The 23,454-nt window shown below is 67.2% G+C and carries 21 protein-coding genes; 15 read left to right on the forward strand and 6 right to left on the reverse strand.

The window, feature by feature from the left end:
- Positions 1-17: 17 nt before the first annotated feature.
- The 3 genes from H0264_RS04345 to H0264_RS04355 all read left to right on the forward strand — a co-directional run bounded on the left by H0264_RS04345 (position 18) and on the right by H0264_RS04355 (position 4,563).
- Entirely contained in the window at positions 18-2,330 is a 2,313-nt protein-coding gene (locus H0264_RS04345) for an MMPL family transporter (protein ID WP_181582764.1), read from the forward strand.
- Between the two features lie 62 nt (positions 2,331-2,392).
- Positions 2,393-3,019, forward strand: a complete 627-nt coding sequence (locus tag H0264_RS04350; RefSeq protein WP_181582765.1) for a hypothetical protein — start codon at positions 2,393-2,395, stop codon at positions 3,017-3,019.
- On the forward strand, positions 3,010-4,563 hold the full coding sequence (locus H0264_RS04355; protein WP_181582766.1) for a hypothetical protein: 1,554 nt from the start codon (positions 3,010-3,012) through the stop codon (positions 4,561-4,563). Before H0264_RS04350 ends, H0264_RS04355 begins: the two co-directional genes overlap by 10 nt.
- Here the strand turns inward: H0264_RS04355 and H0264_RS04360 are convergent.
- Positions 4,532-5,176: an MBL fold metallo-hydrolase gene (locus H0264_RS04360; RefSeq protein WP_181582767.1), complete on the reverse strand. Its 645-nt coding sequence runs from the start codon at positions 5,174-5,176 to the stop codon at positions 4,532-4,534. The genes H0264_RS04355 and H0264_RS04360 overlap by 32 nt on opposite strands.
- Before the next feature lie 150 nt (positions 5,177-5,326).
- Here H0264_RS04360 and purS point away from each other — a divergent pair, with 150 nt between their 5' ends.
- A complete protein-coding gene (gene purS / locus H0264_RS04365) occupies positions 5,327-5,560 on the forward strand; it encodes a phosphoribosylformylglycinamidine synthase subunit PurS (protein WP_181582768.1) in 234 nt (77 codons plus the stop codon).
- Complete coding sequence (gene purQ, locus H0264_RS04370) at positions 5,557-6,234, forward strand: phosphoribosylformylglycinamidine synthase subunit PurQ (RefSeq protein WP_181582769.1); 678 nt, start codon at positions 5,557-5,559, stop codon at positions 6,232-6,234. Before purS ends, purQ begins: the two co-directional genes overlap by 4 nt.
- Here the strand turns inward: purQ and H0264_RS04375 are convergent.
- Positions 6,231-7,319, reverse strand: a complete 1,089-nt coding sequence (locus H0264_RS04375) for a substrate-binding domain-containing protein (protein ID WP_181582770.1) — start codon at positions 7,317-7,319, stop codon at positions 6,231-6,233. The genes purQ and H0264_RS04375 overlap by 4 nt on opposite strands.
- Before the next feature lie 46 nt (positions 7,320-7,365).
- Between H0264_RS04375 and H0264_RS04380 the strand changes: the two genes are divergently transcribed.
- Positions 7,366-7,803 (forward strand): MarR family winged helix-turn-helix transcriptional regulator, encoded by a 438-nt coding sequence (locus tag H0264_RS04380; protein ID WP_181582771.1) that lies wholly within the window; start codon positions 7,366-7,368, stop codon positions 7,801-7,803.
- A gap of 18 nt (positions 7,804-7,821) precedes the next feature.
- On the opposite strand, the gene H0264_RS04385 is transcribed toward H0264_RS04380, so the two are convergent.
- On the reverse strand, positions 7,822-8,886 hold the full coding sequence (locus H0264_RS04385; RefSeq protein WP_181582772.1) for an ABC transporter substrate-binding protein: 1,065 nt from the start codon (positions 8,884-8,886) through the stop codon (positions 7,822-7,824).
- Between the two features lie 209 nt (positions 8,887-9,095).
- Here H0264_RS04385 and H0264_RS04390 point away from each other — a divergent pair, with 209 nt between their 5' ends.
- Entirely contained in the window at positions 9,096-10,415 is a 1,320-nt protein-coding gene (locus tag H0264_RS04390; protein ID WP_181582773.1) for a M18 family aminopeptidase, read from the forward strand.
- A gap of 12 nt (positions 10,416-10,427) precedes the next feature.
- Here the strand turns inward: H0264_RS04390 and H0264_RS04395 are convergent, their stop codons facing one another.
- Positions 10,428-11,621: a glycosyltransferase 87 family protein gene (locus tag H0264_RS04395; protein ID WP_231083978.1), complete on the reverse strand. Its 1,194-nt coding sequence runs from the start codon at positions 11,619-11,621 to the stop codon at positions 10,428-10,430.
- Positions 11,622-11,939: 318 nt separating this feature from the next.
- Here H0264_RS04395 and purL point away from each other — a divergent pair, with 318 nt between their 5' ends.
- Complete coding sequence (purL, locus tag H0264_RS04400; protein WP_181582774.1) at positions 11,940-14,234, forward strand: phosphoribosylformylglycinamidine synthase subunit PurL; 2,295 nt, start codon at positions 11,940-11,942, stop codon at positions 14,232-14,234.
- Positions 14,235-14,303: 69 nt separating this feature from the next.
- On the opposite strand, the gene H0264_RS04405 is transcribed toward purL, so the two are convergent.
- Entirely contained in the window at positions 14,304-14,594 is a 291-nt protein-coding gene (locus H0264_RS04405; RefSeq protein WP_181582775.1) for a YiaA/YiaB family inner membrane protein, read from the reverse strand.
- A gap of 152 nt (positions 14,595-14,746) precedes the next feature.
- On the opposite strand from H0264_RS04405, the gene H0264_RS04410 reads away from it, so the two are divergent.
- From H0264_RS04410 to H0264_RS04430, 5 genes are all read left to right on the forward strand, one after another.
- Positions 14,747-16,516 carry an alpha/beta hydrolase gene (locus tag H0264_RS04410; protein ID WP_231083980.1) on the forward strand — a complete coding sequence of 590 codons (1,770 nt, stop codon included), beginning with the start codon at positions 14,747-14,749 and terminating at the stop codon, positions 16,514-16,516.
- A gap of 60 nt (positions 16,517-16,576) precedes the next feature.
- Positions 16,577-17,221, forward strand: coding sequence for a CPBP family intramembrane glutamic endopeptidase (locus H0264_RS04415; RefSeq protein WP_231083981.1), 645 nt, complete (start codon positions 16,577-16,579; stop codon positions 17,219-17,221).
- 77 nt (positions 17,222-17,298) lie between these two features.
- Positions 17,299-17,523 (forward strand): type II toxin-antitoxin system VapB family antitoxin, encoded by a 225-nt coding sequence (gene vapB / locus H0264_RS04420; RefSeq protein WP_181582778.1) that lies wholly within the window; start codon positions 17,299-17,301, stop codon positions 17,521-17,523.
- The gene (locus H0264_RS04425) at positions 17,514-17,933 is read left to right on the forward strand and encodes a PIN domain nuclease (RefSeq protein ID WP_181582779.1); all 420 of its coding nucleotides are present in this window, start codon (positions 17,514-17,516) and stop codon (positions 17,931-17,933) included. The genes vapB and H0264_RS04425 overlap by 10 nt, the downstream gene beginning before the upstream one ends.
- A gap of 14 nt (positions 17,934-17,947) precedes the next feature.
- A complete protein-coding gene (locus tag H0264_RS04430) occupies positions 17,948-18,334 on the forward strand; it encodes a sterol carrier family protein (RefSeq protein ID WP_181582780.1) in 387 nt (128 codons plus the stop codon).
- Between the two features lie 34 nt (positions 18,335-18,368).
- Here the strand turns inward: H0264_RS04430 and H0264_RS04435 are convergent, their stop codons facing one another.
- A complete protein-coding gene (locus H0264_RS04435; protein WP_276514532.1) occupies positions 18,369-19,709 on the reverse strand; it encodes a YhgE/Pip domain-containing protein in 1,341 nt (446 codons plus the stop codon).
- A 112-nt stretch (positions 19,710-19,821) separates the two neighbouring features.
- On the opposite strand from H0264_RS04435, the gene purF reads away from it, so the two are divergent.
- Positions 19,822-21,387 (forward strand): amidophosphoribosyltransferase, encoded by a 1,566-nt coding sequence (purF, locus tag H0264_RS04440; protein ID WP_181582781.1) that lies wholly within the window; start codon positions 19,822-19,824, stop codon positions 21,385-21,387.
- A 422-nt stretch (positions 21,388-21,809) separates the two neighbouring features.
- Complete coding sequence (locus H0264_RS04445; RefSeq protein ID WP_420832078.1) at positions 21,810-23,405, forward strand: ABC transporter substrate-binding protein; 1,596 nt, start codon at positions 21,810-21,812, stop codon at positions 23,403-23,405.
- Positions 23,406-23,454 lie beyond the last annotated feature (49 nt).

The raw sequence follows: 23,454 nt of genomic DNA on the forward strand, positions 1-23,454 counted from the left end.
CCTACTGGGAGATGCGCGTGTCCGTCTATCTGTATCGGTGGGGAAAGTTCGCTTACCGGCGCAAGTGGATTGTTCTGCCCGTCTGGATAGCCCTGTGGATCGTGCTCGGCATCCTCGGCTTCAGCCTCCAGAAGCCCATGAGCAACTCCTTCGACATCCCGAATCTGCCGTCGGAACGAGCCAGCGAGATCCTGGACAAGCATTTCCCGGGCATGTCGGATGCGTATCAATTCGATGCCGTCACCGGCGTCTACGTGATAGGCGCGCCCGCCGGCACGAAGCTGACCGACGAGAGCAATCACCAGGCGGTGCAAGCCCTCGTGCAGAAGATCGAAGCGCTGAATATCGTCAATCACAGCAAACCGCTGGTGGACCCGATCGAGGCCGCGCAGGAAATGGGCTGCCTCGATGCCGACCGCACTTCCAGCGCCTTCATCTCCAAGTGCAGCAACGCGCCGCTGAACGTGTTGAACCCGGAGCACCCGGATTCGGTTGCGGTACTCAGCGTTCCGTTCGATATCAAGAATTTCGCGGATATCACCGCAGACGACCGCAAAGCCGCCTACGACGTCGCCGACGAGGCCCGCAGCGCCGGGCTCACCGTGGAACTGTCCGGCACCATCGCCATGGAACAGGAGCAGCCCAGCGGCAAGGCCGAGCTGATCGGCATGGGCTTCGCCTTCCTGGTCATGATCATCTCGTTCGGCGCGATCGTGGCGGCCTTCGTGCCCATCCTCACCGCGCTCGTCGGGCTCGGCGCGGCCACCTCGGTGATCTTCCTCGGCACCTCGGTGCTCGACGTGCCGAGCTTCACCACCTTCCTGGCCTCCATGATCGGCATCGCGCTGTCCATCGACTACGCGCTTTTCATCGTCTCCCGCTACAAACACGAACTGGCCGTACAGGATTCACCCGAGGAAGCCGCAGGCGTGGCGCTCGGCACGGCCGGCTCGGCGGTGGTGTTCGCCGGTGCGACCGTGATCATCGCGCTGGTCGGGCTCAGCATCGTCGGCGTCCGCTTCTTGACCTTCATGGGTCTGGGCGGCGCGGTGGCGGCGGCCTTCGCGGTGCTGGTGGCGCTGACGCTCATGCCCGCACTGCTGGGCGCGTTCGGCCGCTTCCTGTTCAAGCCGAAGCTGCCGCTCATCGCCCAGCACGATCCCGAGGACGACAACTCCGTCACCAACGGCATGCGCGTCGGCACGCTGATCGGCCGCATGCCGGTGGTCACGCTGATCCTGAGCATTCTGGTGCTGGGCCTGCTCGCGCTGCCCGCCGCGAAAATGAATCTCGGTCTGCCGGGCGAGGATTCGCTGCCCAAGACCTCCACCGCCCGCAAGGCGTACGAACTGCGCACCGAGGGCTTCGGGGTCGGCAGCAATGGCGTGCTGCAGGTCGCGGTGGATCTCTCGGATACGCCCGCCGATCAGCGCGAACCGGCGGTCACCGCGCTGCGCGAGAAACTCGCCTCGTACTCGGATATGAACTACGTGACCGAACCGACCTGGAGCGAGGACCGGGCGGGCGCGACCTTCGAGGGCGTCCCCAAGACCGGGCCCAATGATCAGCAGACCAAGGATCTGGTCCGCGATGCCCGCGACGCGGAATCACAGTTCCGGTCCAAGTACGGCATGGCGTACGGAATCACCGGCACCACAGCCATTTACGCCGATATCGACCACGTGCTGCTCGGCAAGATCGTGCCCTACCTGGCCATTGTGGCGGGCGCGGCCTTCCTGCTGCTGATCGCCGTCTTCCGCTCGATCCTGGTGCCGTTGACGGCGGCGCTCGGCTTCCTGCTGTCCATGGCCGCCACCTTCGGCGCGACCGTGCTCATATTCCAGGAGGGCGCGTTCGGCCTCATCGACGAGCCACGGCCGATCATCAGCTTCCTGCCGATCATGTTGATCGGCTTGGTCTTCGGCCTCGCCATGGACTACCAGGTCTTCCTGGTGACCCGCATGCGCGAGGAGTACGTGCACGGGGAGCGGCCCAAACAGGCCATGGTCAAGGGCTACCACCACGGCGCGCGCGTGGTCACCTCGGCGGCCATCATCATGATCTTCGTGTTCGGCTCGTTCCTCATGGAGCCCGATGCCAGCGCCAAGTCCATGGGCTTCGCCCTCGCCGCCGGCGTACTCTTCGACGCCTTCCTGGTGCGCATGGTGCTGATCCCGTCGCTGCTCGTGCTCATGGGCGACGCGGCCTGGTGGATGCCCAAGTGGCTGAGCAAGATCGTGCCGGATATCGACGTCGAGGGCGCGAAGCTGCGGGAAATTCAGCGGCGCGAGGCAAATTCCGCCTCGGAATCGGGGGTTTTTACAGGTTGACATTTGATGTAGATCTGTAAAACTCAAGGGCGTTTTGCGGTCATCCGGAGAGAGGGACGCCAATGACCGAGCACGCCCGCACGGCGCTCGACCTGCTGCGCGACAGCAGCCAATTCAAGTGGTATGCCATTCCACTGCTGCTGCTCGTCATCTACGTCTATGCCACCGAGGTCGAGCGCCGGAACTGGAATGTTCTGTTCGCGGGCATCGCGCTCTGGGGCATGGATCTGTTCAACGAGATCTGGAATTCGCTGGTCTTCCATGCCACCGGCCGCGCACCCGTCTGGGGCGCGACCGGCCCGACCGCGTATCAGCTGCTCATCGGACTGAACATCGAGATCTGCTTCATGTTCGCCATCATGGGCGCGGCGGCGGCGAAGATGCTGCCGCCCAAGGAAACCCGCATCCTCGGCCTGCCCAACCGGCCGGTGCTCATCGCGGTGAACGCCGCGGCGGCCGTCGGCGTGGAGGTGCTGCTCAACAAGGCCGGCGTGCTCACCTGGGACTGGTCCTGGTGGCAGCCGAGCTTCCCGTTCCTCATCTGGCTCATCGGCTACGTGCCGTTCTTCGCGGCCTGCTTCTACGTGCACGATCTGCCGACCGTGCGGGCGAAAGCCACTACGGTGGGGGCGATTCTGGGCGTGGACGCGGTGGCCATCGCTGTCTTCGGAGCTCTGGGGTGGCTGTGAATTCTCGTTTCAAGCGCGGCGCAGTCTGGGTGGCAGCCGGAGTCGTCTTCGCCGGTCTGACAACGTATTCCGGCGCTTCCGCCGAGACCGGCGGGTGCGGGCTGATCGGCACCGTGGGCACACCCGAGCTGGGCGCGGACGACACCACGGCGGGCCTCGAGGCCCTGCCCGCCGCGAATATCGCACTGCCCGAACAGATCTACTTCCGCACCTCTGCCGAATCGTTCAACCGGCGCTGGTCCTTCTCCGCCCGCGACGGGCACATCTACGTGAAAGAAGCCGCCGCGCAGGGCGGGTGGCGCAACCTCCCGCTGCCCGGCTGCATGGAGGGCCGCATCGCGGGCGTCTCCGCCGATGACGACGAGGTCATGGCCATCGATCGCGACGGCCGGTTCTTCACCATGGACCACGCGCTCAGCGCGCCCGAGGACTGGAACTGGAGCGAGCGGTACGGGACGCCGCTGTGGACCGGGGCCGGAAACACCCTGCCCGCAGGCACCCTCGACTGGACCTGGTCGGTGCTCTCGCCGAACGAGGATCACGTCTGGCGCGACAATGCGGGCAATGACCATCCCGTCGGCGGGGCCAAGGTCTCGCACGTCTTCGCCTTGACCGGCGGCGGCAGCCGCATCAGCTATGTGGACCCCTGGCTGCCGGTGGACCACAGCTACGAGTTCGCCACTCCGGCGAACGGGCGCTTCCGGGCGGTGAAGCTGTCCACCAGCGCCTCGACCACGTTGGTGGTCAATCGATTCGGCGATCTGTACACGCGGCTCTACGACTTCGACATCTCGGGCGCGGACAAGGTCTTCTTCCGGTACTCGTACGAGGATCAGCGCGGCCTGCCGGAAGCGCCCGACATGCTGTCGGAGCGGATCGATTCCCGGTACGCCGCCATTCAGCTGCCCGCGCCCGACTGGGTGCGCCAGCCCAAGGTGCCCGGTGAGATCACCGACCGCATCTCCGTGCACAAGACCGGAATCGGTTCGGACGCACGGGAGTTGCGCGTCGAGGGCCGCAGTGACGGCCGCACCGGCTACTGGGTCAAGACGCTGACCGCCGCGCAGTGGAGTTTCGTGCCCACCGACCAGCCGCTGGCCGGAAATCCCTTGCAGAACACCACGGACGACCGTTCCATCGACGATTCGATCCAGCCCTCGCCGTACAGCTATGCGGGCAGCGCCGGAACGTGGACCGCGTCGGTCGAGAACTTCGATGTGTCGAACACGCCTACGCTGCGAATAGATTTCGGCGACGGCGCGCGCCTGGATCTGATCCTGCACACCGTCGACGGTCTGCGGCAGCTCCCACAGCAGCAGGGCATCGGCACGCAGGCCCGCCGTTTCGACGGGACCATCGAGGTTCCCGCCGAGGTCCTGGGTTCACTTGCCACGCAACCCGATTCGGTGCGTCAGTTCCTCGCCTCGGCGCTCGGCGGCCGGCGGTTCACCGACACCGCCGTCGATGTCACCGTGAGCGAATTCCGTATCGACGGACTCGGCGTGGTTCTGGTCAGAACTCCGCCTGGTCCTCCGGCTCGATGACCTTGAATTCGGTATTCGCAGGGCGCATTTCGTTCAACCGGCCGAAATAGATGCCCTGCGCCTCCGGCTGAATGATCCCGTAGTGGATCGGCAGCGCCGTGCGCGGATTCACCGCGCGCAGATAGTCCACCGCCTCGCTGATCCGCATCCACGGGGCGGCGGCCGGAATCGCGAGCACGCCCACCGGCACCGGCGGCACCCACAGCGAATCGCCCGGATGCACCAGCTGCGCCGGATCGTCCGGGGTGCCGAGCTGGAAGACCGTATTGTCGATGACCGGAATCTCCGGATGGATCACCGCGTGCCGCCCACCGCCGCCGGTGACCTGCACGTCGCCGACCTTCAGCACGTTCCCGGCGTGCACCGCCTCCCACGGCTCCTCGCGCAGTTGCGCGGTCTGCGGATCCGACAGCAGCCGCGCCTGCGGATTCGCCTCGACCAGCGCGCCGATCCGATTCGGGTCGATGTGATCGGGATGCTGATGCGTCACCGCGATGGCATCCAGCCCCGTGAGGCCCTCGAACCCGTGCGAGAAGGTGCCCGGATCGAAGAGAATCTTGGTCCCGTTCAGCTCCACCAGAATGCATGAGTGTCCGAAATGGGCTATGCGCATATGGCAACGGTAGCCCTGATCTGTGGCGCGGCCCACTTACCGCACGACCCGGCGACGCCCCGCCGCGCCACGCCAACTACCCTGATCAGCGAAACCCCCGCTCGGCTGCATGTGTCTCCGAGCGCCGCCCCACCAGCTGAGGAGCAACGCGTGGCACGTGTCGTGGTCGAGGTGATGCCGAAGGCCGAAATCCTGGATCCGCAGGGACAGGCCATCGTCGGCGCGCTGGGGCGCCTGGGTCACCCGGGAATCTCGGATGTGCGGCAGGGCAAGCGATTCGAACTCGATGTCGCCGACAATGTGAGCGACGCCGAGCTCGAGCAGATCGCCGAATCGCTGCTCGCCAACACCGTCATCGAGGACTGGAAGGTCGTCCGGCTGTGACCGCACGCATCGGAGTCATCACCTTCCCGGGCACGCTCGACGATGTCGACGCCGCCCGCGCCGCCAAACTGGCCGGTGCCGAGGCCGTCTCGCTGTGGCATGCCGACGCCGACCTGAAGGGGGTCGACGCGGTCATCGTGCCCGGCGGCTTCTCCTACGGGGATTACCTGCGGGCCGGGGCGATCGCCAGCATGGCTCCGGTCATGGGCGAGGTCATCAAGGCCGCCGGGCAGGGCATGCCGGTGCTGGGCATCTGCAACGGTTTCCAGATCCTGTGCGAGGCCGGGCTGCTGCCGGGCGCGCTCACCCGCAACGAGGGGCTGCACTTCGTGTGCCGCGACCAGTGGCTGAGCGTCGAGCGCACCGACACCGCCTGGACCTCCCGCTACGAGCCGGGCGCGCAGATCCTGGTGCCCGTCAAGAACGCCGAGGGGCGCTACCAGGCTTCGCAGGCCGTGCTGGACGAGCTGGAAGGCGAAGGCCGCGTGGTCTTCCGGTACGCGGGCGACAACCCGAACGGGTCGCAGCGCGATATCGCGGGCATCTGCTCCCCGGACGGCCGCATCGTCGGCCTCATGCCGCATCCGGAGCACGCCACCGAGGCGCTCACCGGCCCCAGCGACGACGGGCTGGGGATCTTCTTCTCCGTGCTGGACGCGCTGGTTTCCGCCTAACTGATCCGATCCAGAATCTCGAACCCGACCCCCTCGGCGCGGGCGATGTAACCGGGTAGCACCACCTGGTTTCCATCGAATCCGATTGCGCCCGAGGGGGTTTCGAGTATCGCCCCATTGTCGACGGCGGCGTGCACCCGGCGGACGTCCAGGGAATTCGCGGCCTCGGCCATGGCCCACAGCGTGCGGACCGCCTCGTATTCGGTATTGCTGAAGTTGGTGAGCGCCGGGGCGAACTCACCGTGCAGCCGCCGGTAGCGCTCCAGCCGATCCATGCCCTCGGCCCCGTTCACGAAGAAGCTCGACGGCACATACAGATTCCGGTTCGCCTTGCGGCCCGCCGCCAGCAGCACGTTCTCGTCCACCGCCGGGCTCACCCGCAGCTGCTTCTCGTCCCGCCCGATCTTGGCGAACTGCTTGTTGAATCGCGCCACATCGGCCCCCACCAGCAGCACGATCACCCCGTCCACCTGATCGAGCAGGGGATCGGCGAGGAAATCCTCGAAGTCCTGCGTGCCCATCGGCACGAATTTCTCCAGCGGCAGGAAGTGCTCCAGATCCGCGGCCCCCCGATGGCCGAGCTCGTCGCGCACCGCGTCCGCGGTCCGCCGCGGCCACACATAGTCGTTGCCGATAATGGCCCAGCGTCGTGCGCCCAGTTCTCTTCGCAGCCAGCGCAGCGCGGGCAGAATCTGCCGGCCCGGATTCGAGCCGATCATGAAAAGCCCTGGTGGCGGCCGTTCCACGCCCTCGTGATCGGTGGCGAACAGGTACGGCACCCGCCCGTCGACCGCTTCCGACACCGCCCGCCGCACCGCCGAGGTGTGCCAGCCGGTGATGGCGTGCACCATCCCGGTCGCCAGCAATGCCGATACCTCGCGTGCCACGTCGGCCGGATCGCGCCCGCCGTCAATGTGCGTGACGCGCAATTCCCTTCCGAGAATTCCTGTGCCGCTGTTGATTTCTTGCACGGCCAGAGAAATGGCGGCCTCGCACGAGGGCGCGAAGATGCCGCCCGGCCCCTGCTGCGGGACTATGTTGAGGATCTCGATACAGTTCTCGGGATTCCCGCCGAACGGGGTCATCGGATACCCTTCCCCTCGTTCGATGGAATTTGGACGGGCGGGAATTATGGCGACAATTCTAGGTGGAATTTCGACCCTGCACGGTGCACTGAGGGCTGCGGAGCGCAGTTGGCTTCGTCACCTCGACGCCGCTCTGTGTGCCAGACGCCTGACCCCCGACCAGTGGTGCATGCTCACCAACCTCTCCGGTGACACCGGCATCACCATGAGCGAACTGGCGGCCCGCGCGCAACTGCCGCCCTCCTCCGCCACCCGGCACGCCGACCATTTGGCCGAGCGTGGACTCATCTTCCGCGTGGCCGCCGCCGACGACCGCCGCCGCATCCTCATCGGATTGAGCCGGCGCGGCGTCGAACTCGTCGAAGAGGTCCGCGCCGAGGAGATGCGCGCCGAGGCCGAGCTACGCCGGACCCTCGGCGGCGGCGACTACCTGGAGCTGCTACGCCTGCTCGAACGCGTCGCCGACGCACCCCAGCCGCGCTGACCGAGCGCCGATCCGAACTCACCCGGTGAGCACCGTCAGATCCACCCCGTCCGCGCGCGCGATGCGCACCGGCCGCAGAATCTGATCGTCCCAGAACCGGAATTCCCCAGGCGGGCCCTCGAATACGGACCGCGCGTGCAACGCGCTGTGAATCCGCGGCACCTCCGGTGAACCCACCGCCTGCACCAGCGCCGCCAGTGCGTGCACCGACAGATACGAGCCGTACGCGAAACGTCCCACCGCGGGCGGGAATTCGCGATACCACTGCCCGTAGCGATCCCGCAGCGCCCGGCTGTCGGCACGATCCGGCAGCGAACTCGACGCCACGAACACATTCCGGTTGGCGCCGGGCCCACCGGCCAGCAGCACATCCTCGTCGAAGGTCGGCCCCACCCGCACCTGCCGTTCGGCCCGGCCCGTCGCCGCGAACGCGCGATTGAATCGAACGGCATCGCCGCTGGTCATGACGAGCAGCAGGCCGTCGGCCAGATCCAGCATGGGATGTCCGAGCACCGGCTCGAAATCCGCGGCGCCGATCGGCACCGCGTATTCGGCGAACACCACGTGCGGGGGTGCGAGCAGCCGGCGCAGCACGGCCGCGTAGCGCCACGCCCAGCCGAAGTCGGACACCAGCAATACCCAGCGGTGCAGCCCGTATTCGCGATACAGCCAGCGCACCACGTGATAGGTGAGCGCACCCGGATGTTCGGCGATCATGAAGGTGCCCGGCTGATACGGGGCCAGCCCGTCGTGCCCGTAACCGAACAGGCAGGGCACGCGCCCGGCCACCGCGCGCATGATCGACAGCCGGTCCGAGCTCACCGGATTGCCGGTCACCGCGCGCACCAATCCGGTGGCGATCAGCGCCGAGACCTCGCGCCCCAGCTCGATCGGATCGCCGCCGCCGTCCAGGACGGTGAGGCAGGTTTCCCGGCCGAGAATGCCGTCCGAGGAATTGATTTCACCGGCGGCCAGCCGCGCCAGCGCCTCACACGAGGGCCCGTACATGGCGGCGTGACCCTGCCGGGGCGCAATGTGCAGGATTTCGAACGAATCCCCCAGCGCAGGCCCGGACTGTCGCACGGTTTTCACCCCTCCCGCCGGGCGAACCCGGATACCAGGATCGTGGACTGATTCTAGTCCCGCGCCGCAGGCCCGAGCCGGCGGATCGAAATTCCATTCCCCTCGAAATCCTTTAATTACCAGCGCAACCCGATACCCGCGCCACGCGCGTACGCGGCCGGAGGGACCGCTGCCGCAGAAACTGAATCAGACATGCTTAGGATCGGCACATGCCAGTTGCCGAGACCACCGCCACTGCCGCCGGACTGTGCGAATTCATCGACGCCTCGCCGTCGCCGTTCCATGTGTGCCGCACCGTGGCGGCCGAACTCGACGACCACGGATTCACCCGCCTCTCCGAATCCGCGCCCTGGCCCTCCAACAGCGCCGGCCGCTACTACGTGGTGCGCAGCGGCTCGCTGGTGGCCTGGGCCGACGGCGGCCCCGGCGCGCCCACCGGCTTCCGCACCGGACAGGCCACCCCGTTCCGGGTGGTCGGCGCGCACACCGACAGCCCCAACCTGCGCGTGAAACAGCATCCGGACCTGGCCGTGGCGGGCTGGCAGATGGTCGGGCTGGAACCCTACGGCGGGGCCTGGCTCAACTCCTGGCTCGACCGCGACCTCGGCATCTCCGGACGGCTGTCGGTGCGCGACGGAAATGTGGTGCGGGAGCGGCTGATTCGCATCGACGAACCGATCCTGCGGGTACCGCAGCTGGCCATCCACCTGTCCGAGGACCGGGGCGGGGTGAAACTGGATCCGCAGCGGCACGTGAACGCGGTGTGGGGGATCGGCGGGGAACCGCGCTCGTTCATGGCCTTCATCGCCGAACGCTCCGGCATCGAAGCCAACGCGGTGCTCGGCTGGGAACTCATGACCCACGATCTGGTGCCGTCCAAGCTCATCGGCCGCGACCTGGATCTGGTGTCCGCGCCGCGCCTGGACAATCAGGGCACCTGCTACGCCGGACTGCGCGCCTTCCTCGCCGCCATCAACGAACCCGGCGCGGCGGTGCCGGTGCTGGCCATGTTCGACCACGAGGAGGTCGGCAGCCAATCCGACCGCGGCGCCCAATCCGGGCTGCTGCCCACGGTTCTCGAACGCATCGTGCTGACTCGCGGCGGCGGGCGCGCCGAATACCTGGCCGCGCTGGCCGGATCCGTCTGCGCCTCCGGCGATATGGCGCACGCGACGCACCCCAACTACCCGGACCGGCACGAGCCCGCGCACCGCATCGAGGTCAACGGCGGACCGGTGCTCAAGGTCAACCAGAACCTGCGCTACGCCACCGACGCGGCCGGCGCGGGCGCCTTCGCCCTGGCCTGCTCGCAAGCCGATGTGCCACTCCAGCGCTACGTCCACCGCGCCGACCTGCCCTGCGGCTCCACCATCGGCCCCATGACCGCGGCCCGCACCGGCATGCCCACCGTCGACGTCGGCGCGGCCCAGCTCGCCATGCACTCCGCGCGAGAAATGATGGGAGCGGCCGACATTCCCGCCTACGCCGCAGCGCTCGCCGCCTTCCTCACCCCCGAGCCGCCGCGCTGAAAGAGCATTTACCTAGACCGTGTGCGCTGCGGGTTTCCGCAGCTGCGGGTGGTAGGTCAGCGCTGCCACCACGAAGATCGCGAAGGTGAACAGCACGTAGCTGCTGCCGAGGATCTGCTCCCACCAGGACCATTCGAGTTCGCGGTCGCGGTCGTGCGGGAGCACCCACTGCGGCCCGACCGCGAACATGACGAAGGCGAAACCGACCGCGCCGACGAACCAGCGGCTGCGGCGGCCGTTGGCGATGGCGTCGGCGGCCACGATGAGCGCGGGCGCGACCCACACCCAGTGGTGCGACCACGACACCGGCGAAATCAGCAGCACCGTAGCGGCATTCACCATCAGGGCGGCCGCGTCCGCGCCGATCGAGAACAGCCGCTTCATCCAGATGGCGGCCAGCGCCACGGCAATGGCGGACAGCCCCAGCCAGATCAGTGTCGCCGCCGAATCGGAGACCCCGAGGCGGAAGGCGAAGCCCTTCAACGACTGATTGCCCGCGTAGTACGGCGGCCCGATCCGCCCGGTGTCTGCCAGCGTCTCGAACCAGTACTTCGGCGAATCCTTCGGGAAGATCAGCCAGCCCACCAGCACCGCGCCGATCGTCGCGCCCACGAGGGTGGCCGCGCCCTTCCAATCCCGGCGCAGCACGAAGTACAGCAGATATCCGGCCGGCGTCAGCTTCACCGACACCGCGATGCCGATCAGCATGCCGCGCGGCCAGAAAGGCTTGCGCACCAGGCAATCCAGCGTGATGGCCGCCATCAGCACCAGATTGATCTGCCCGAAATTGAAGGTCTGCCGCAGCGGCTCCAGCAGCTGGAAGATCGCGATCGCGCCGACCACGATGCTCAACCGGGTGACCCGCTCCATGGCGGGGCGCAATCGCTCCAGCACCACCCACAGCGTGATGCCCAGGGACAGCACCGAAGTCGCGAGCACCACCCACTCGGCGACATCCAACGGCATCAACGCCAGCGGCGCGAAGAACAGGGCGGCCAGCGGGGGATAGGTGAACGGCAGCCCGATCCCCATCACCGGCGGCATCGGCCCGTACAGGTCCTTGCCGTCCAGCCAGGCCCGCGCGCCATTGCGGTACACCTGAAGATCGATGTAGCCGTACCAGAACTTGGCGAGATAGCTGACAATCGCGGACACCGCGAAGAGGCCGATCGCGATCGCCAGCAATTCGAGCTGTCGGCGCGTCAAACCTGCAGAACCTTCTGATGCGGTCGCGGGCTTCTCCGCCGGATCCGCAAGCCCGGATCGATCGCTCACCGCCCTAGAGTAGCGGTGAGGCTTGGCTTCTCTGTGCCTTCGGGCACCCGTGCGCCGCCGAAACCGCGACCCCGCAGCACATTCCTCACAAAAGCCCCAGCGAGGACGAGGAATGTGCTCTCGACCACACAGGTAGGCGGCGAAAAGCGCGCGGAGACCGGCAACTAGACTCACGCTGTATCTCGCCGATATCCAGCCATGCCGGTTCTCGGTCCTGACCTGCCCGGCCGAAAGGACTCTGGTATTCCCGTGACCAGCCACGTCGATACCGTCAGCAACGCCGCGGCCACCCCGGACACCGCACAGCCCTACAAGGAACTCGGCCTCAAGGACGACGAGTACGCCCGGATCAAGGAGATCCTCGGCCGTCGGCCCACCGACGCCGAGCTCGCCATGTACTCGGTGATGTGGTCCGAGCACTGCTCGTACAAGTCCTCGAAGGTGCACCTGCGCTACTTCGGTGAGACCACCACCGACGAGATGAAGAAGTCCATGCTCGCCGGCATCGGCGAGAACGCGGGCGTGGTGGACATCGGCGACGGCTGGGCGGTCACCTTCAAGGTGGAATCGCACAACCACCCGTCCTATGTCGAGCCCTACCAGGGTGCGGCCACCGGCGTCGGCGGCATCGTCCGCGACATCATGGCCATGGGTGCGCGCCCGATCGCCGTCATGGACCAGCTGCGCTTCGGCGCGGCCGACCACCCGGACACCCGGCGCGTGGTCGACGGCGTGGTGCGCGGCGTCGGCGGCTACGGCAACTCGCTCGGCCTGCCGAATGTCGGCGGCGAGACCGTGTTCGACGCCTCCTACCAGGGCAACCCGCTCGTCAACGCGCTGTGCGCGGGCGTCATGCGGGTCGAGGATCTGCACCTGGCCTTCGCCTCCGGCAAGGGCAACAAGATCATTCTGTTCGGCGCGCGCACCGGCCTCGACGGCATCGGCGGCGTGTCCGTGCTCGCCTCCGACACCTTCTCCGGCGACGAGACCGCCGCGGGCCGCAAGAAGCTGCCCAGCGTCCAGGTCGGCGACCCGTTCGCGGAGAAGGTGCTCATCGAGTGCTGTCTCGAGCTCTACCACGCCGGACTCGTGGTCGGCATCCAGGACCTCGGCGGCGCCGGACTCTCCTGCGCCACTTCGGAACTGGCCGCTGCCGGTGACGGCGGCATGCACATCGACCTGGACCGGGTGCCGCTGCGCGCCGCCAATATGACTCCCGCCGAAATCCTTTCGAGCGAGTCGCAGGAGCGCATGTGCGCGGTCGTCACCCCCGAGAACGTGGACGCCTTCATGGCCGTCTGCAAGAAGTGGGACGCCACCGCCACCGTCATCGGTGAGGTCACCGACGGCGACCACCTGATCATCACCTGGCACGGCGAGACCGTCGTCGACGTGCCGCCGCGCACCGTCGCCCACCAGGGCCCGGTGTACGAGCGCCCGGTCGAGCGCCCCGCCGACCAGGACGCGCTGAACGCGGATTCCGCTGCGGCGCTGAACCGTCCGAAGACGGCCGACGAACTGCGCGCCACCGTGCTGAAGATGATCTCCAGCCCGCAGCTCTGCTCCAAGAAGTGGATTACCGAGCAGTACGACCGGTACGTGCGCGGCAACACCGTGCTCGCCGAGCACGCCGACGCCGGTGTCGTCCGCATCGACGAGGAGACCGGTCGCGGCATCGCCCTCGCGACCGACGCCTCGGGCCGCTACACGAAGCTCGACCCGTACACCGGCGCGCAGCTGGCGCTCGCCGAAGCCTTCCGCAATGTCGCCACCACGGGTGCCACCCCGAAGGCCGTCACCAACTGCCTCAACTTCGGTTCGCCGGAGGACCCGGGCGTCATGTGGCAGTTCCAGCAGGCCGTGCGCGGCCTCGCGGACGGCTGTGTGGCCCTGGGCATTCCGGTCACCGGCGGCAATGTGTCGTTCTACAACCAGACCGGCCAGACCGCCATCCTGCCCACCCCGGTGGTCGGTGTGCTCGGCGTCATCGACGACGTGCACCGCCGCATCCCCACCGGCCTCGGTCTCGAGCCCGGCGAGACGCTGATCCTGCTCGGCGAGACCCGCGACGAGCTCGACGGCTCCATCTGGGCGCAGGTCGAACACGACCACCTCGGCGGCCTCCCGCCCAAGGTCGACTTCGCCCGCGAGCAGGCGCTCGCCGAGATCCTCACCATCGGTTCGCGCGACGGCATGATCACCGCCGCCCACGACCTCTCCGAAGGCGGCCTCATCCAGACCGTCGTCGAGGCCGCGCTGGCCGGCGAAACCGGTTGCCGCGTCCTGCTTCCCGAGGGCGCGGACCCGTTCGTCACCCTCTTCTCCGAGTCCGCGGGCCGCGTCCTGGTGGCCGTGCCGCGCAACGAGGAGATCCGCTTCACCCAGATGCTGGACGCACGGCAGATGCCGTGGACCCGCATCGGCGTCGTCGACCAGGGCTCCGACTCCCTCGAGGTGCAGGGCCAGTTCTCCATCACCCTGGACGAACTGCGCACCGCCCACGAGGGCACCCTGCCCGCCCTCTTCGGCGGCGAAGACCACTAGGTCACCCCAACACGACTCCACCCCGCCGGGTCCGTACCCCTCGTACCGGACCCAGCGGGGTGGAGTTTTCTATGTCATGACCTTGAACGGATCGTGTTCGGCCATGAGCTTTTCCATACGAGCCTCATCGATGCGACTGTGCACCTTGCTCGACTCGTGCTGATCGCGAATGACTTTCGCGAGAGTGAACGTGCTGCTCGTCAGGAACAGCACCGTCATGGCGAGGAACCCGCGCTGCCAGATATCGAGCGGCAGATACAGGATTCCGATAATCAAGGCGGAGAAGGAGATTCCGAACGCGATGGCCGCCTGGGCCAGAAATGCGGTGGTGCTCTTGGTCTGTGCGCTGGGAGTGCTCATGACTCAGCAGTCTGTCGGCCATGCCCGCCGCTCGACCGCGTAGGACTACTCGAGTCCCCCTGGGTAGATGTCGTAACCGACACGCCGCAGCGGTTGCGGCTCTCACATACCGAGGTCCACGGTTTCGGGCGATCGGCCGCCATACTGGACCGGTGCTGGACACCGCTCGCGCTCTGACGCGGCTGCGCGCTCGCGGAGCCGTGTTCTTCCGGCGCGGACGCGGCCGCCCGGTCGCCGCCATCGTACGGCGGGCCGAGGAGATCATCGATCTCAATCACACCGGGCTGGTGGTCGCCACCATATTCTTCGCCTGGTCGGTGACGCCGTCGCTGCTGCCGCGCGACTGGCTGTTCCAGGGGTTGATCAGTGGCATCAATGCCGCGCTCGGCTATGGCGTCGGCTGTCTGCTGCAATGGCTGTTCCACAAGTGGATTCGGCCCCGGTTGAAGATCGGCACGCCGCCGGTGTGGGTGCGCGACCTCGTCAAGGTCGCGATCGTGCTGTCCTGCATCCTGTTCGCCGCCTACATGCTGGTCATGTCGGCCGACTGGCAGCGCGAGATCTACACCCTCATGGGTATGGAGGGCACCACGCGCGCCGCCTACCTGCGCACCGGCGGGTTGAGTCTCGCGGTCGGGGTGGCCGTGGTGGCGGTGTACCGGACGCTGCGGGAACTGGTGCGGTTCATCGCTCGCCAGCTCAACCGCTGGGTGAAGGTGCCGCCGACACTGGCCCCCGCCACCGGCGTGCTGCTGCTCACCGTACTGATCATCACGTTGTTCAACGGCGTCGCCACCAGCGCGTTCTTCGCTGTCGCCAACTCCGGTTTCAGCGTGCGCAACGACACCATGAGCGATTTCGCGAAACAACCCACGCGGCCGGAACGTTCCGGCAGCCCGCAGTCGCTGGCCAAATGGGCGACGCTCGGCTTCGAGGGGCGCTGGTTCGTCTCGCACGGGCCGGACCCGCTGCTCATCGGCGCACTCACCGGAAAGCCTGCGCGCGAACCGATTCGGGTGTACGTCGGCCTGCAATCCGCCGGACCCGGCACCACCCAGGAAGCGCTGGCCGTCGCCGAGCTCGAGCGCACCGGGGCCTTCGACCGCAAGGTGCTGGCCATCGTCACCACCACCGGCACCGGGTGGGTCAACAATATGAGCGCGGCCGCGCTGGAATACATGTACGGCGGCGACACCGCCATCGTCGCCTCCCAGTACTCGTATCTGCCGAGCGTGCTGTCCTTCCTCGCCGACCGTCAGAAGGTCGCGGTGGCGGGCAAGAAGATGTTCGACGCGGTGTACGCGGCCTGGTCCGCGCGGCCCGAGAACGCCCGCCCCAAACTGCTCGTCTACGGGGAGAGTCTCGGCTCCCAAGGTTCGGAAGCCGCCTTCGACGGCCTCGCCGACCTGAGATCCAAAGTGAACGGCGCACTCTGGGTGGGCCCGCCCAACTCCAACCGCCTCTGGGAACAGTTCGTCTCCCGCCGCGACCCCGGCACCCGCGAGGTGGACCCCATCTACGCCGACGGCCTGGTGGTCCGATTCGCCGCCACCGCAGCGGATCTGGGCAAGCCGTCCCCCGACTGGCGCTACCCCCGCATCGTCTACCTCCAGCACCCCTCCGACCCCATCGTCTGGTGGTCGCCGGATCTGCTGTCCTCCCAACCGGATTGGCTCTCCGAACGCCGCGGCTCCGACGTCTCCACCCAGATGCGCTGGTGGCCCTTCGTCACCTTCTGGCAGGTGGCCGCCGACCTCACCAACGCCCAGGGTGTGAGTGACGGCCACGGCCACCGCTACGGCTCCCTCGTCCTCGACGGCTGGGCCGCCATCGCCCCACCCGAGGGCTGGAACGACGAACTCCGCGAAAAGATCCGCGTCCAAATCGAATCGGCCGAAGACTTCGAACGAGTGGTCAAGTAGCCCCGCATGCGCCCCGCGCCCCGGACCGCTCGCACCGCAGTATCGAAAACCGCTGTGGCGGTGAGCTTTCCACTGCTCTGGGCCAACTACCTGCTGCCTGCCCTCGACCTTCCCATGCGTGGCCGCAGCACCGCCAACATCCTCTTCGCCACCGCCTATGCCATGGTCTTCCACGGCCGCGCGAACTGGTTCTCGCCGCGCGGCCTGCGGACCGGCACGGCCGCGGCGGGTCTCATTACCGCCGGTTACCTTGCAGCACTGGCCATCCCGTCCGTCCGGCGACACATGGCCGAGGTGGACCGTGGCCCGGACGTCACGACCGCCGAATGGGCGGGCGTGCACATCCCCTTCGGCACCGTCTACAGCGAAGAACTGATCTACCGCGCCACCCTCACCCCGCTCTTGCGCGAAACCTGGGGAGCGGACGGAAAATGGCTGGGCGCAACGACATTCGGCCTGGCCCACGTGCAGCCGGCCCGGAGCGTAGGCGATCCGATACCCGCCACCGTCGCTGTCACCGCCTTGGCGGGCCTGGTCTTCGACCACCTCCGAGACCGCTCCGGCAGCGCCGCCGCCCCGGCTCTCGCCCATCTCGCCCTCAACGCCGGCGGCGCACTCGCCCCAGCCGCCGCTCGCGCCCTCGACCATGTCCGCGCGGCGCGCCCCGGAAAATCCTGGCGCGGCTGGCGCTTTCGCAACCGCTGACAGCGGTTGTCGACAAGCTCTGCAAATGGGTGTGACCTGGTGATATCATGTGATATCACCAGCATTGGAGGTCCACGATGTCGGCAGATCTGTTGATCCGGGACGTACCGGATGATGTCATCGCCGCGATCGATGCCAAGGCCAAACGCCTAGGTCTATCGCGGACGCAATATCTTCGCCGCACGCTGGCTCGCGAAGCGGCATCCGATGAACGGCGTGTCACCGCTGCGGATCTCGTATGGTTCTCGGACACCTTTGCGGATCTCGCAGATGAGGAGGTAATGCGCCGCGCATGGGAGTAACCGAGTGGCTCATCGACAAGTCAGCGCTGGTGCGGCTTTCCGGATCGCCGGATATCGATGTCTGGGCGGAACGCATCGACCAGGGTCGCGTTCGAGTAGCGACAGTCACCATGCTCGAGGTGGGATTTTCGGCTCGATCTGGACCAGATCACCGCGCGGCGTTCTCCCGGCCGCCTCTGTCGTCATTCCTCGTCGAGTACCTGACTCCGACCATGGAGGACCGAGCGCTCGAGGTTCAGGCCGCACTCGCCGACGCCGGGCATCATCGCGCGCCGTCTGTCGCAGATCTGCTGGTTGCCGCTGTGGCCGAGTTGTCAGGTCTGACGGTGCTGCATCTGGACAAGGACTTCGAGCTGATCGCCGACGTCACGGGTCAACCTGTGGAGCGATTACGGCTCTCGGGTGAATAGGTAACCTCGCTGACGTGGGACGACAGGCGAAGGTGGATCCGGTGGAATTGCGGGCCGCGCTGGCGGCGGTGGGGGAGTGGCTGCGCGACGGGGAAGCGCCGAAGCCCGCGCGCAACGAGCTGGCGGCGGCGGTGCGGGGGACGGCGCGGACGCTGGCGGCGGATGCGCCGGGCGGGTCGGTGGAGGTGCGGGTGCCGCCGTTCGTGGCGGTGCAGTGCGTCGAGGGGCCACGGCATACCCGGGGGACGCCGCCCAATGTGGTCGAAACCGATGCGCGCACGTGGCTTCTGCTCGCCACCGGAATGCTGTCGTTCGAGGACGCGGTGGAATCCGGGGCGCTGACCGCGTCGGGGTCGCGGGCCGCCGAGGTGGCGCGCTGGCTACCGATCGTTCCGCTCTGAGGCCCCTCGCCGGGATCGGCGAGGGGCCGGCGGGTCAGACCTTCGCGTCCCGGGATTCGTTGATCGGCTTGCGCTCCAAGCCCTTCCGGTCGTAGTAGGTGGTGATCGCCAGACCGCCCACCAGGCCGATGGCCAGCCCCAGCGCGGCCATCCAGAAGCCGCGGGTCAGGCCCGCCTGGCCGCTGCCGTTGAAGTAGAGGATGGAGCGGGTGCCCAGGAACACCTGGTGCATGGGCTCGAATTTGGCCAGCCAGGCGAAGTACTTCGGGGTGGCCTCGATCGGGACGGTGCCGCCGGAGGAGGGCAGGCCCAGGATGATGAAGATGATCAGGTTGATGATCAGGCCCGCCGTGCCGACCGCCGCGAGGATCGAGGTGCAGGTGACGCCGACCGCGATGATCACGAACGCGCCGTAGAGGAACAGGCTCAGCGGTTTGTCGATCGGCATGCCGAGGGCCGTGCCGATCCCGAGCAGTGCCGCCGAGACGGCCGTCGCCATCACCACCACCGCCGACCATTTGATCAGCAGCGTCGTCACGCGAGAGATGGGGGTGCGCGGGAAATGCACGTACCAGGGACCCCATTCGGTCGGCAGGAAGCCGAGCGCCGAATCGATGAGCTGATGAATGATCATCGCGCCGACCATGCCGACCAGCAGGAGCAGCAGACTGTAGAAGAACGCGGTCAGGCCCTCACCGGAACCGCCGGGCAGCGGCCAGAACTGCTCGACCACGATATTCAGCGGATGCTCCAGCGCGATGCGGGTGGCGCCCGACAACTCCGGCGCGGGCGGTCCGCCCGGCGGCGGCGCCAGCTGCGTCTTCACCTGTTCGGTGAGCTGCTGCCCGACCTGCGCGTCCACCTGCGTCAGCGCTTCCTCGCCGAACTTCTGCACGATGGCCGTGGTGAACGCGCCGGTGCGCGGATTCGTCTGCAACGTGATCACCGGTCGCGAGATGTCTCCCGGCACAACACTGCCCACGCCGAGGATGCCGAGCCGCTTGGAGAAGTCGCTCGGAATGATGATCGTCCCGTACACCTGCGCGTTCTGCATCTGCAGCTGCGACTCGTTGATGCCGATCTCACGCAGATCGATCTTGTCGGCGGGCACCGCCTTGCGCAGCCCCTCGGCGACCTGATCGCCGAAGTTCACATGCGTCACCTGCCCGTCGGCTCCGGTGATGTCGTCGCCCACATCCTGATTCACCAGCGCGATCGGGAACCCGTGCAGGTTCTTCTCCGGATCGACGACGTAATCCAGGTACATCACGCCGAGCAGCGAGGCCAGCAGCGTGACGACGATAATCGGAAACGCCCATTTGACGGGCGTCAGATGCCGGCGAGGAGGGGCTTCCGCAGTCTCGGTATCCGTCACGCTCGAAAGCTAACAGCAAACCGCCCGCCAACTCGGTTATCCCAGCGGTGGGTTGTGTTGTGAATACCCGTACTATGGGGGAGCCCCCCGCCCGCCGAACAGGGAGCAAACGGTGACACTGCCCCCCGACGCCACCACCCCCGACCAGGACGAGAACGAACCCCGCGAGGAATGCGGTGTATTCGGAGTCTGGGCGCCGGGCGAGGATGTGGCCAAGCTCACGTACTACGGACTCTACGCATTGCAGCATCGCGGTCAGGAGGCGGCCGGCATCGCCGTCGCCGACGGCACGCAGGTGCTGGTGTTCAAGGATCTCGGCCTGGTGAGCCAGGTCTTCGACGAACAGACCCTCGCGGCGATGCCCGGCCATGTGGCCGTGGGCCACTGCCGCTACTCCACCACCGGTTCCACCACCTGGGAGAACGCGCAGCCGATCTTCCGCACCACCGCGGTGGGCACCGGCCTGGCCCTGGGGCACAACGGAAATCTGGTGAACACCGCCGAATTGTCCGCTCGGGCAAGGGAACTCGGTCTCATCAGCGGACGGCTCGCCGGGAACCTGGGCGCCACCTCCGACTCCGATGTGATGACCGCGCTGCTCGCGCACGCGGCCGCCGACAAGAGCATCGAGCAGGCCGCCATGGAGCTGCTGCCGACGCTGCGCGGCGCCTTCTGTCTCACCTTCATGGACGAGCACACGCTGTACGCGGCGCGCGATCCGTGGGGCATCCGCCCGCTGTGCCTGGGTCGCCTGGACCGCGGCTGGGTGGTCGCCAGCGAAACCGCAGCGCTCGATATCGTCGGCGCCTCCTTCGTGCGCGAGATCGAGCCCGGCGAACTGCTGGCGATCGACGCCGACGGCGTGCGTTCCATGCGCTTCGCCAACCCCGAACCCAAGGGCTGCGTCTTCGAATTCGTGTACCTGGCCCGCCCCGACTCGACCATCTCCGGTCGCTCGGTGCACGCCACCCGCGTCGACATCGGCCGCCGCCTGGCCAAGGAGCATCCGGTCGAGGCCGACCTGGTCATCCCGGTCCCGGAGTCCGGCACCCCGGCCGCGGTCGGCTACGCGCAGGGTTCGGGCATCCCCTACGGCCAGGGCCTGATGAAGAACGCCTACGTGGGCCGCACCTTCATCCAGCCCAGCCAGACCATCCGCCAGCTCGGCATCCGGCTCAAGCTGAACCCGCTGCGCGAGGTCATTCGCGGCAAGCGGCTCATCGTGGTCGACGACTCCATCGTGCGCGGCAACACCCAGCGCGCGCTCATCCGCATGCTGCGCGAGGCGGGCGCGCTGGAGATCCACGTGCGCATCGCCTCCGCGCCGGTGAAGTGGCCGTGCTTCTACGGCATCGACTTCGCCTCGCGCGCGGAGCTCATCGCCAATGGCGCGGGACCCGATGGGATCGAAGGCAATTCGCTCGACGAGATGGTCGAGGGCGTGCGCCGCTCCATCGGCGCGGACAGCCTCGGCTACATCTCCATCGACGAGATGATCGCCGCCACCGAGCAGCCGGCCACGCGTCTGTGCGCCGCCTGCTTCGACGGCACCTACCCGATCGCGCTGCCCACCGAGGCGGCCATCGGCAAGAACGTCCTGGAGGGCATGCTCACCGGGGCCAGTGAGTCGGATCTGCTGGCGGACAATGCGAACGCGAGTGCGCTGAGCCGTCCGTAGGGACTCTCGATCTGTGCCCCCGCCCCGTTTCGGGGGGCGGGGGCACAGTCGTGTCCGGGGGAGTTTTCTGGTCAGCCGCCCAGGGGGCTTGGCGTGTCGAGCACGTCCGGGCGTGTCGCGAAAATGGGTTTGCTGCAGGGATACTCACCGATCCCAGTGAATGGGACACCGCTTCGCTCGAGTGGTTATAACCGCAGGCGGGAGCGCGCAGGCCACGGGGTCGCGGGAGAGAAGCGGACCAATTCGTCTGTCGCACTGAGGACATCGACCCTCTCGGGAAAATGTCCGGTTTGTGATCTGTTTGTTCGTAAACGCAACACATCGGCAACGGCGCGCCGATACTGTGCCCAGCCAAACGAGTTCACCGCGGTGCGCCGCAGCTTGTGATCCAGGCCGCCACACCGCGTTTCGAGAGCGGGGCATTGATGCGCGCGAAAAGTGTTGCGGCGATTGGTTTCGCCGCACTGGCAGTACTAGCGGTGGCCGGCTGTGGAGCCGGCCGCACCGACAAGGAAGCGAGCGGCGGCGCCGCGGGCCTCGTCATCGGCACCACCGACCGGATCTTCACCCTCGACCCCGCCGCGGCCTACGAGAACGGTTCTCTCGCCGTGGAAACGCAGGTCTATCAGTACCTGCTCAACTTCGCGCCCGGTAAGACCGTCCCCGAACCGGACGCAGCCGAAAAGTGCGAGTTCACCTCGCCCACCGTCTACACCTGCAAACTCAAGCCGGGCCTGAAGTTCGTCAACGGAAACCCGTTGACCGCCAACAGCGTCAAGTTCTCCTTCGACCGCATGGTCGGCATCAACGACCCCAACGGCCCGGCCGTACTGCTCACCAACCTGGACCACACCGACGTGGTGGACGAACTCACCGTCAACTTCACGCTCAAGGTGGCCAACGACCAGACCTTCCCCGCGGTGCTGCCCACCCAGGCCGGGCCCATCGTCGACGAGAAGGTGTTCCCCGCGGACCGGGTGCTCGGCGACGACGAGGTGTGGAAGGCGCACCCGTTCTCCGGGCCCTACGACATCACCAGCTACGACAAGAACAAGCTGGTCCAGTACAAGGCCAATCCCGCCTACGATGGCCTGCTCGGCGCACCCAAGATCGAGACCGTCTCCGCGAAATACTATGAGAGCCCGGAGAACATGAAGCTCGACGTGCAGAACGGAGCGATCGACGTCGCCTACCGCTCGCTCAGCCCCACCGACATCTCCTCGCTGCGCAACGACTCGAAGGTCACTGTGCACGACGGACCCGGCGGCGAATTGCGCTACGTCGTCTTCAATCTGAAGACCATGCCCGGCGACACCCCGGCGCAGAAGCTGGCCGTGCGCAAGGCCATCGCCTCCAGCGTCGACCGGGACGCGCTGTCGCAGAACGTGTACGAGGGCACCTACACCCCCGCCTACTCCTCGGTTCCGCAGGGTGTCACCGGCGCCACCGAACCGTTCAAGGACATCTACGGCGCCAAGCCGAATCGGGACGCCGCCGCCAAGTTCCTCTCCGACGCGGGCGTGGCCGCCCCGGTGCAGATCAACCTGCAGTACAACCCGGATCACTACGGCGGCACCAGTTCCGAGGAATACGCCGCGATCAAGACCCAGCTGGAAGCCACCGGGCTGTTCAAGGTGAACCTGCAGTCCACCGAGTGGGTGAGCTACCAGAAGGAACGCGTCCAGGACGCCTACCCGATCTTCCAGCTCGGCTGGTTCCCGGACTTCCCGGACCCGGACAACTACCTGACCCCGTTCTTCGCGCCGAACAACTTCTTGCAGAACCACTTCGAGGACCCGGCCATCACCAAGCTGCTCACCGCCGAGGCCACCGAGGCCGACCCGGCCAAGCGCAATGCGATCCTCGCGCAGGTGCAGCGCGACCTGGCGGCCGATCACCTCTCCATGATTCCGCTGCTGTCCGGCAAGTCGATCGCAGTGTCCGGCACCGACGTCAAGGGCGTCGAATCCACACTCGACGCCTCCTTCAAGTTCCGGTACGGCGTACTGAGCAAGTGAGCGACGTGCCCGAGGGGTACCTGAGCAAGGATCCGAAGGGCGGTGGGCC

It is taken from the genome of Nocardia huaxiensis (assembly GCF_013744875.1).
GTDB lineage: Bacteria > Actinomycetota > Actinomycetes > Mycobacteriales > Mycobacteriaceae > Nocardia > Nocardia huaxiensis.

Excerpts from the sequence above, each read along its gene's own strand:
- H0264_RS04380 (WP_181582771.1), top strand. The coding sequence starts at position 7,366 with ATGGCGACAATTCTAGGTGGAATTTCGACCCTGCACGGTGCACTGAGG.
- H0264_RS04375 (WP_181582770.1), bottom strand. The coding sequence starts at position 7,319 with ATGACCCCGTTCGGCGGGAATCCCGAGAACTGTATCGAGATCCTCAAC.
- H0264_RS04425 (WP_181582779.1), top strand. The coding sequence starts at position 17,514 with ATGGGAGTAACCGAGTGGCTCATCGACAAGTCAGCGCTGGTGCGGCTT.
- H0264_RS04360 (WP_181582767.1), bottom strand. The coding sequence starts at position 5,176 with ATGCGCATAGCCCATTTCGGACACTCATGCATTCTGGTGGAGCTGAAC.
- H0264_RS04405 (WP_181582775.1), bottom strand. The coding sequence starts at position 14,594 with ATGAGCACTCCCAGCGCACAGACCAAGAGCACCACCGCATTTCTGGCC.
- H0264_RS04390 (WP_181582773.1), top strand. The coding sequence starts at position 9,096 with ATGCCAGTTGCCGAGACCACCGCCACTGCCGCCGGACTGTGCGAATTC.
- H0264_RS04350 (WP_181582765.1), top strand. The coding sequence starts at position 2,393 with ATGACCGAGCACGCCCGCACGGCGCTCGACCTGCTGCGCGACAGCAGC.
- vapB (WP_181582778.1), top strand. The coding sequence starts at position 17,299 with ATGTCGGCAGATCTGTTGATCCGGGACGTACCGGATGATGTCATCGCC.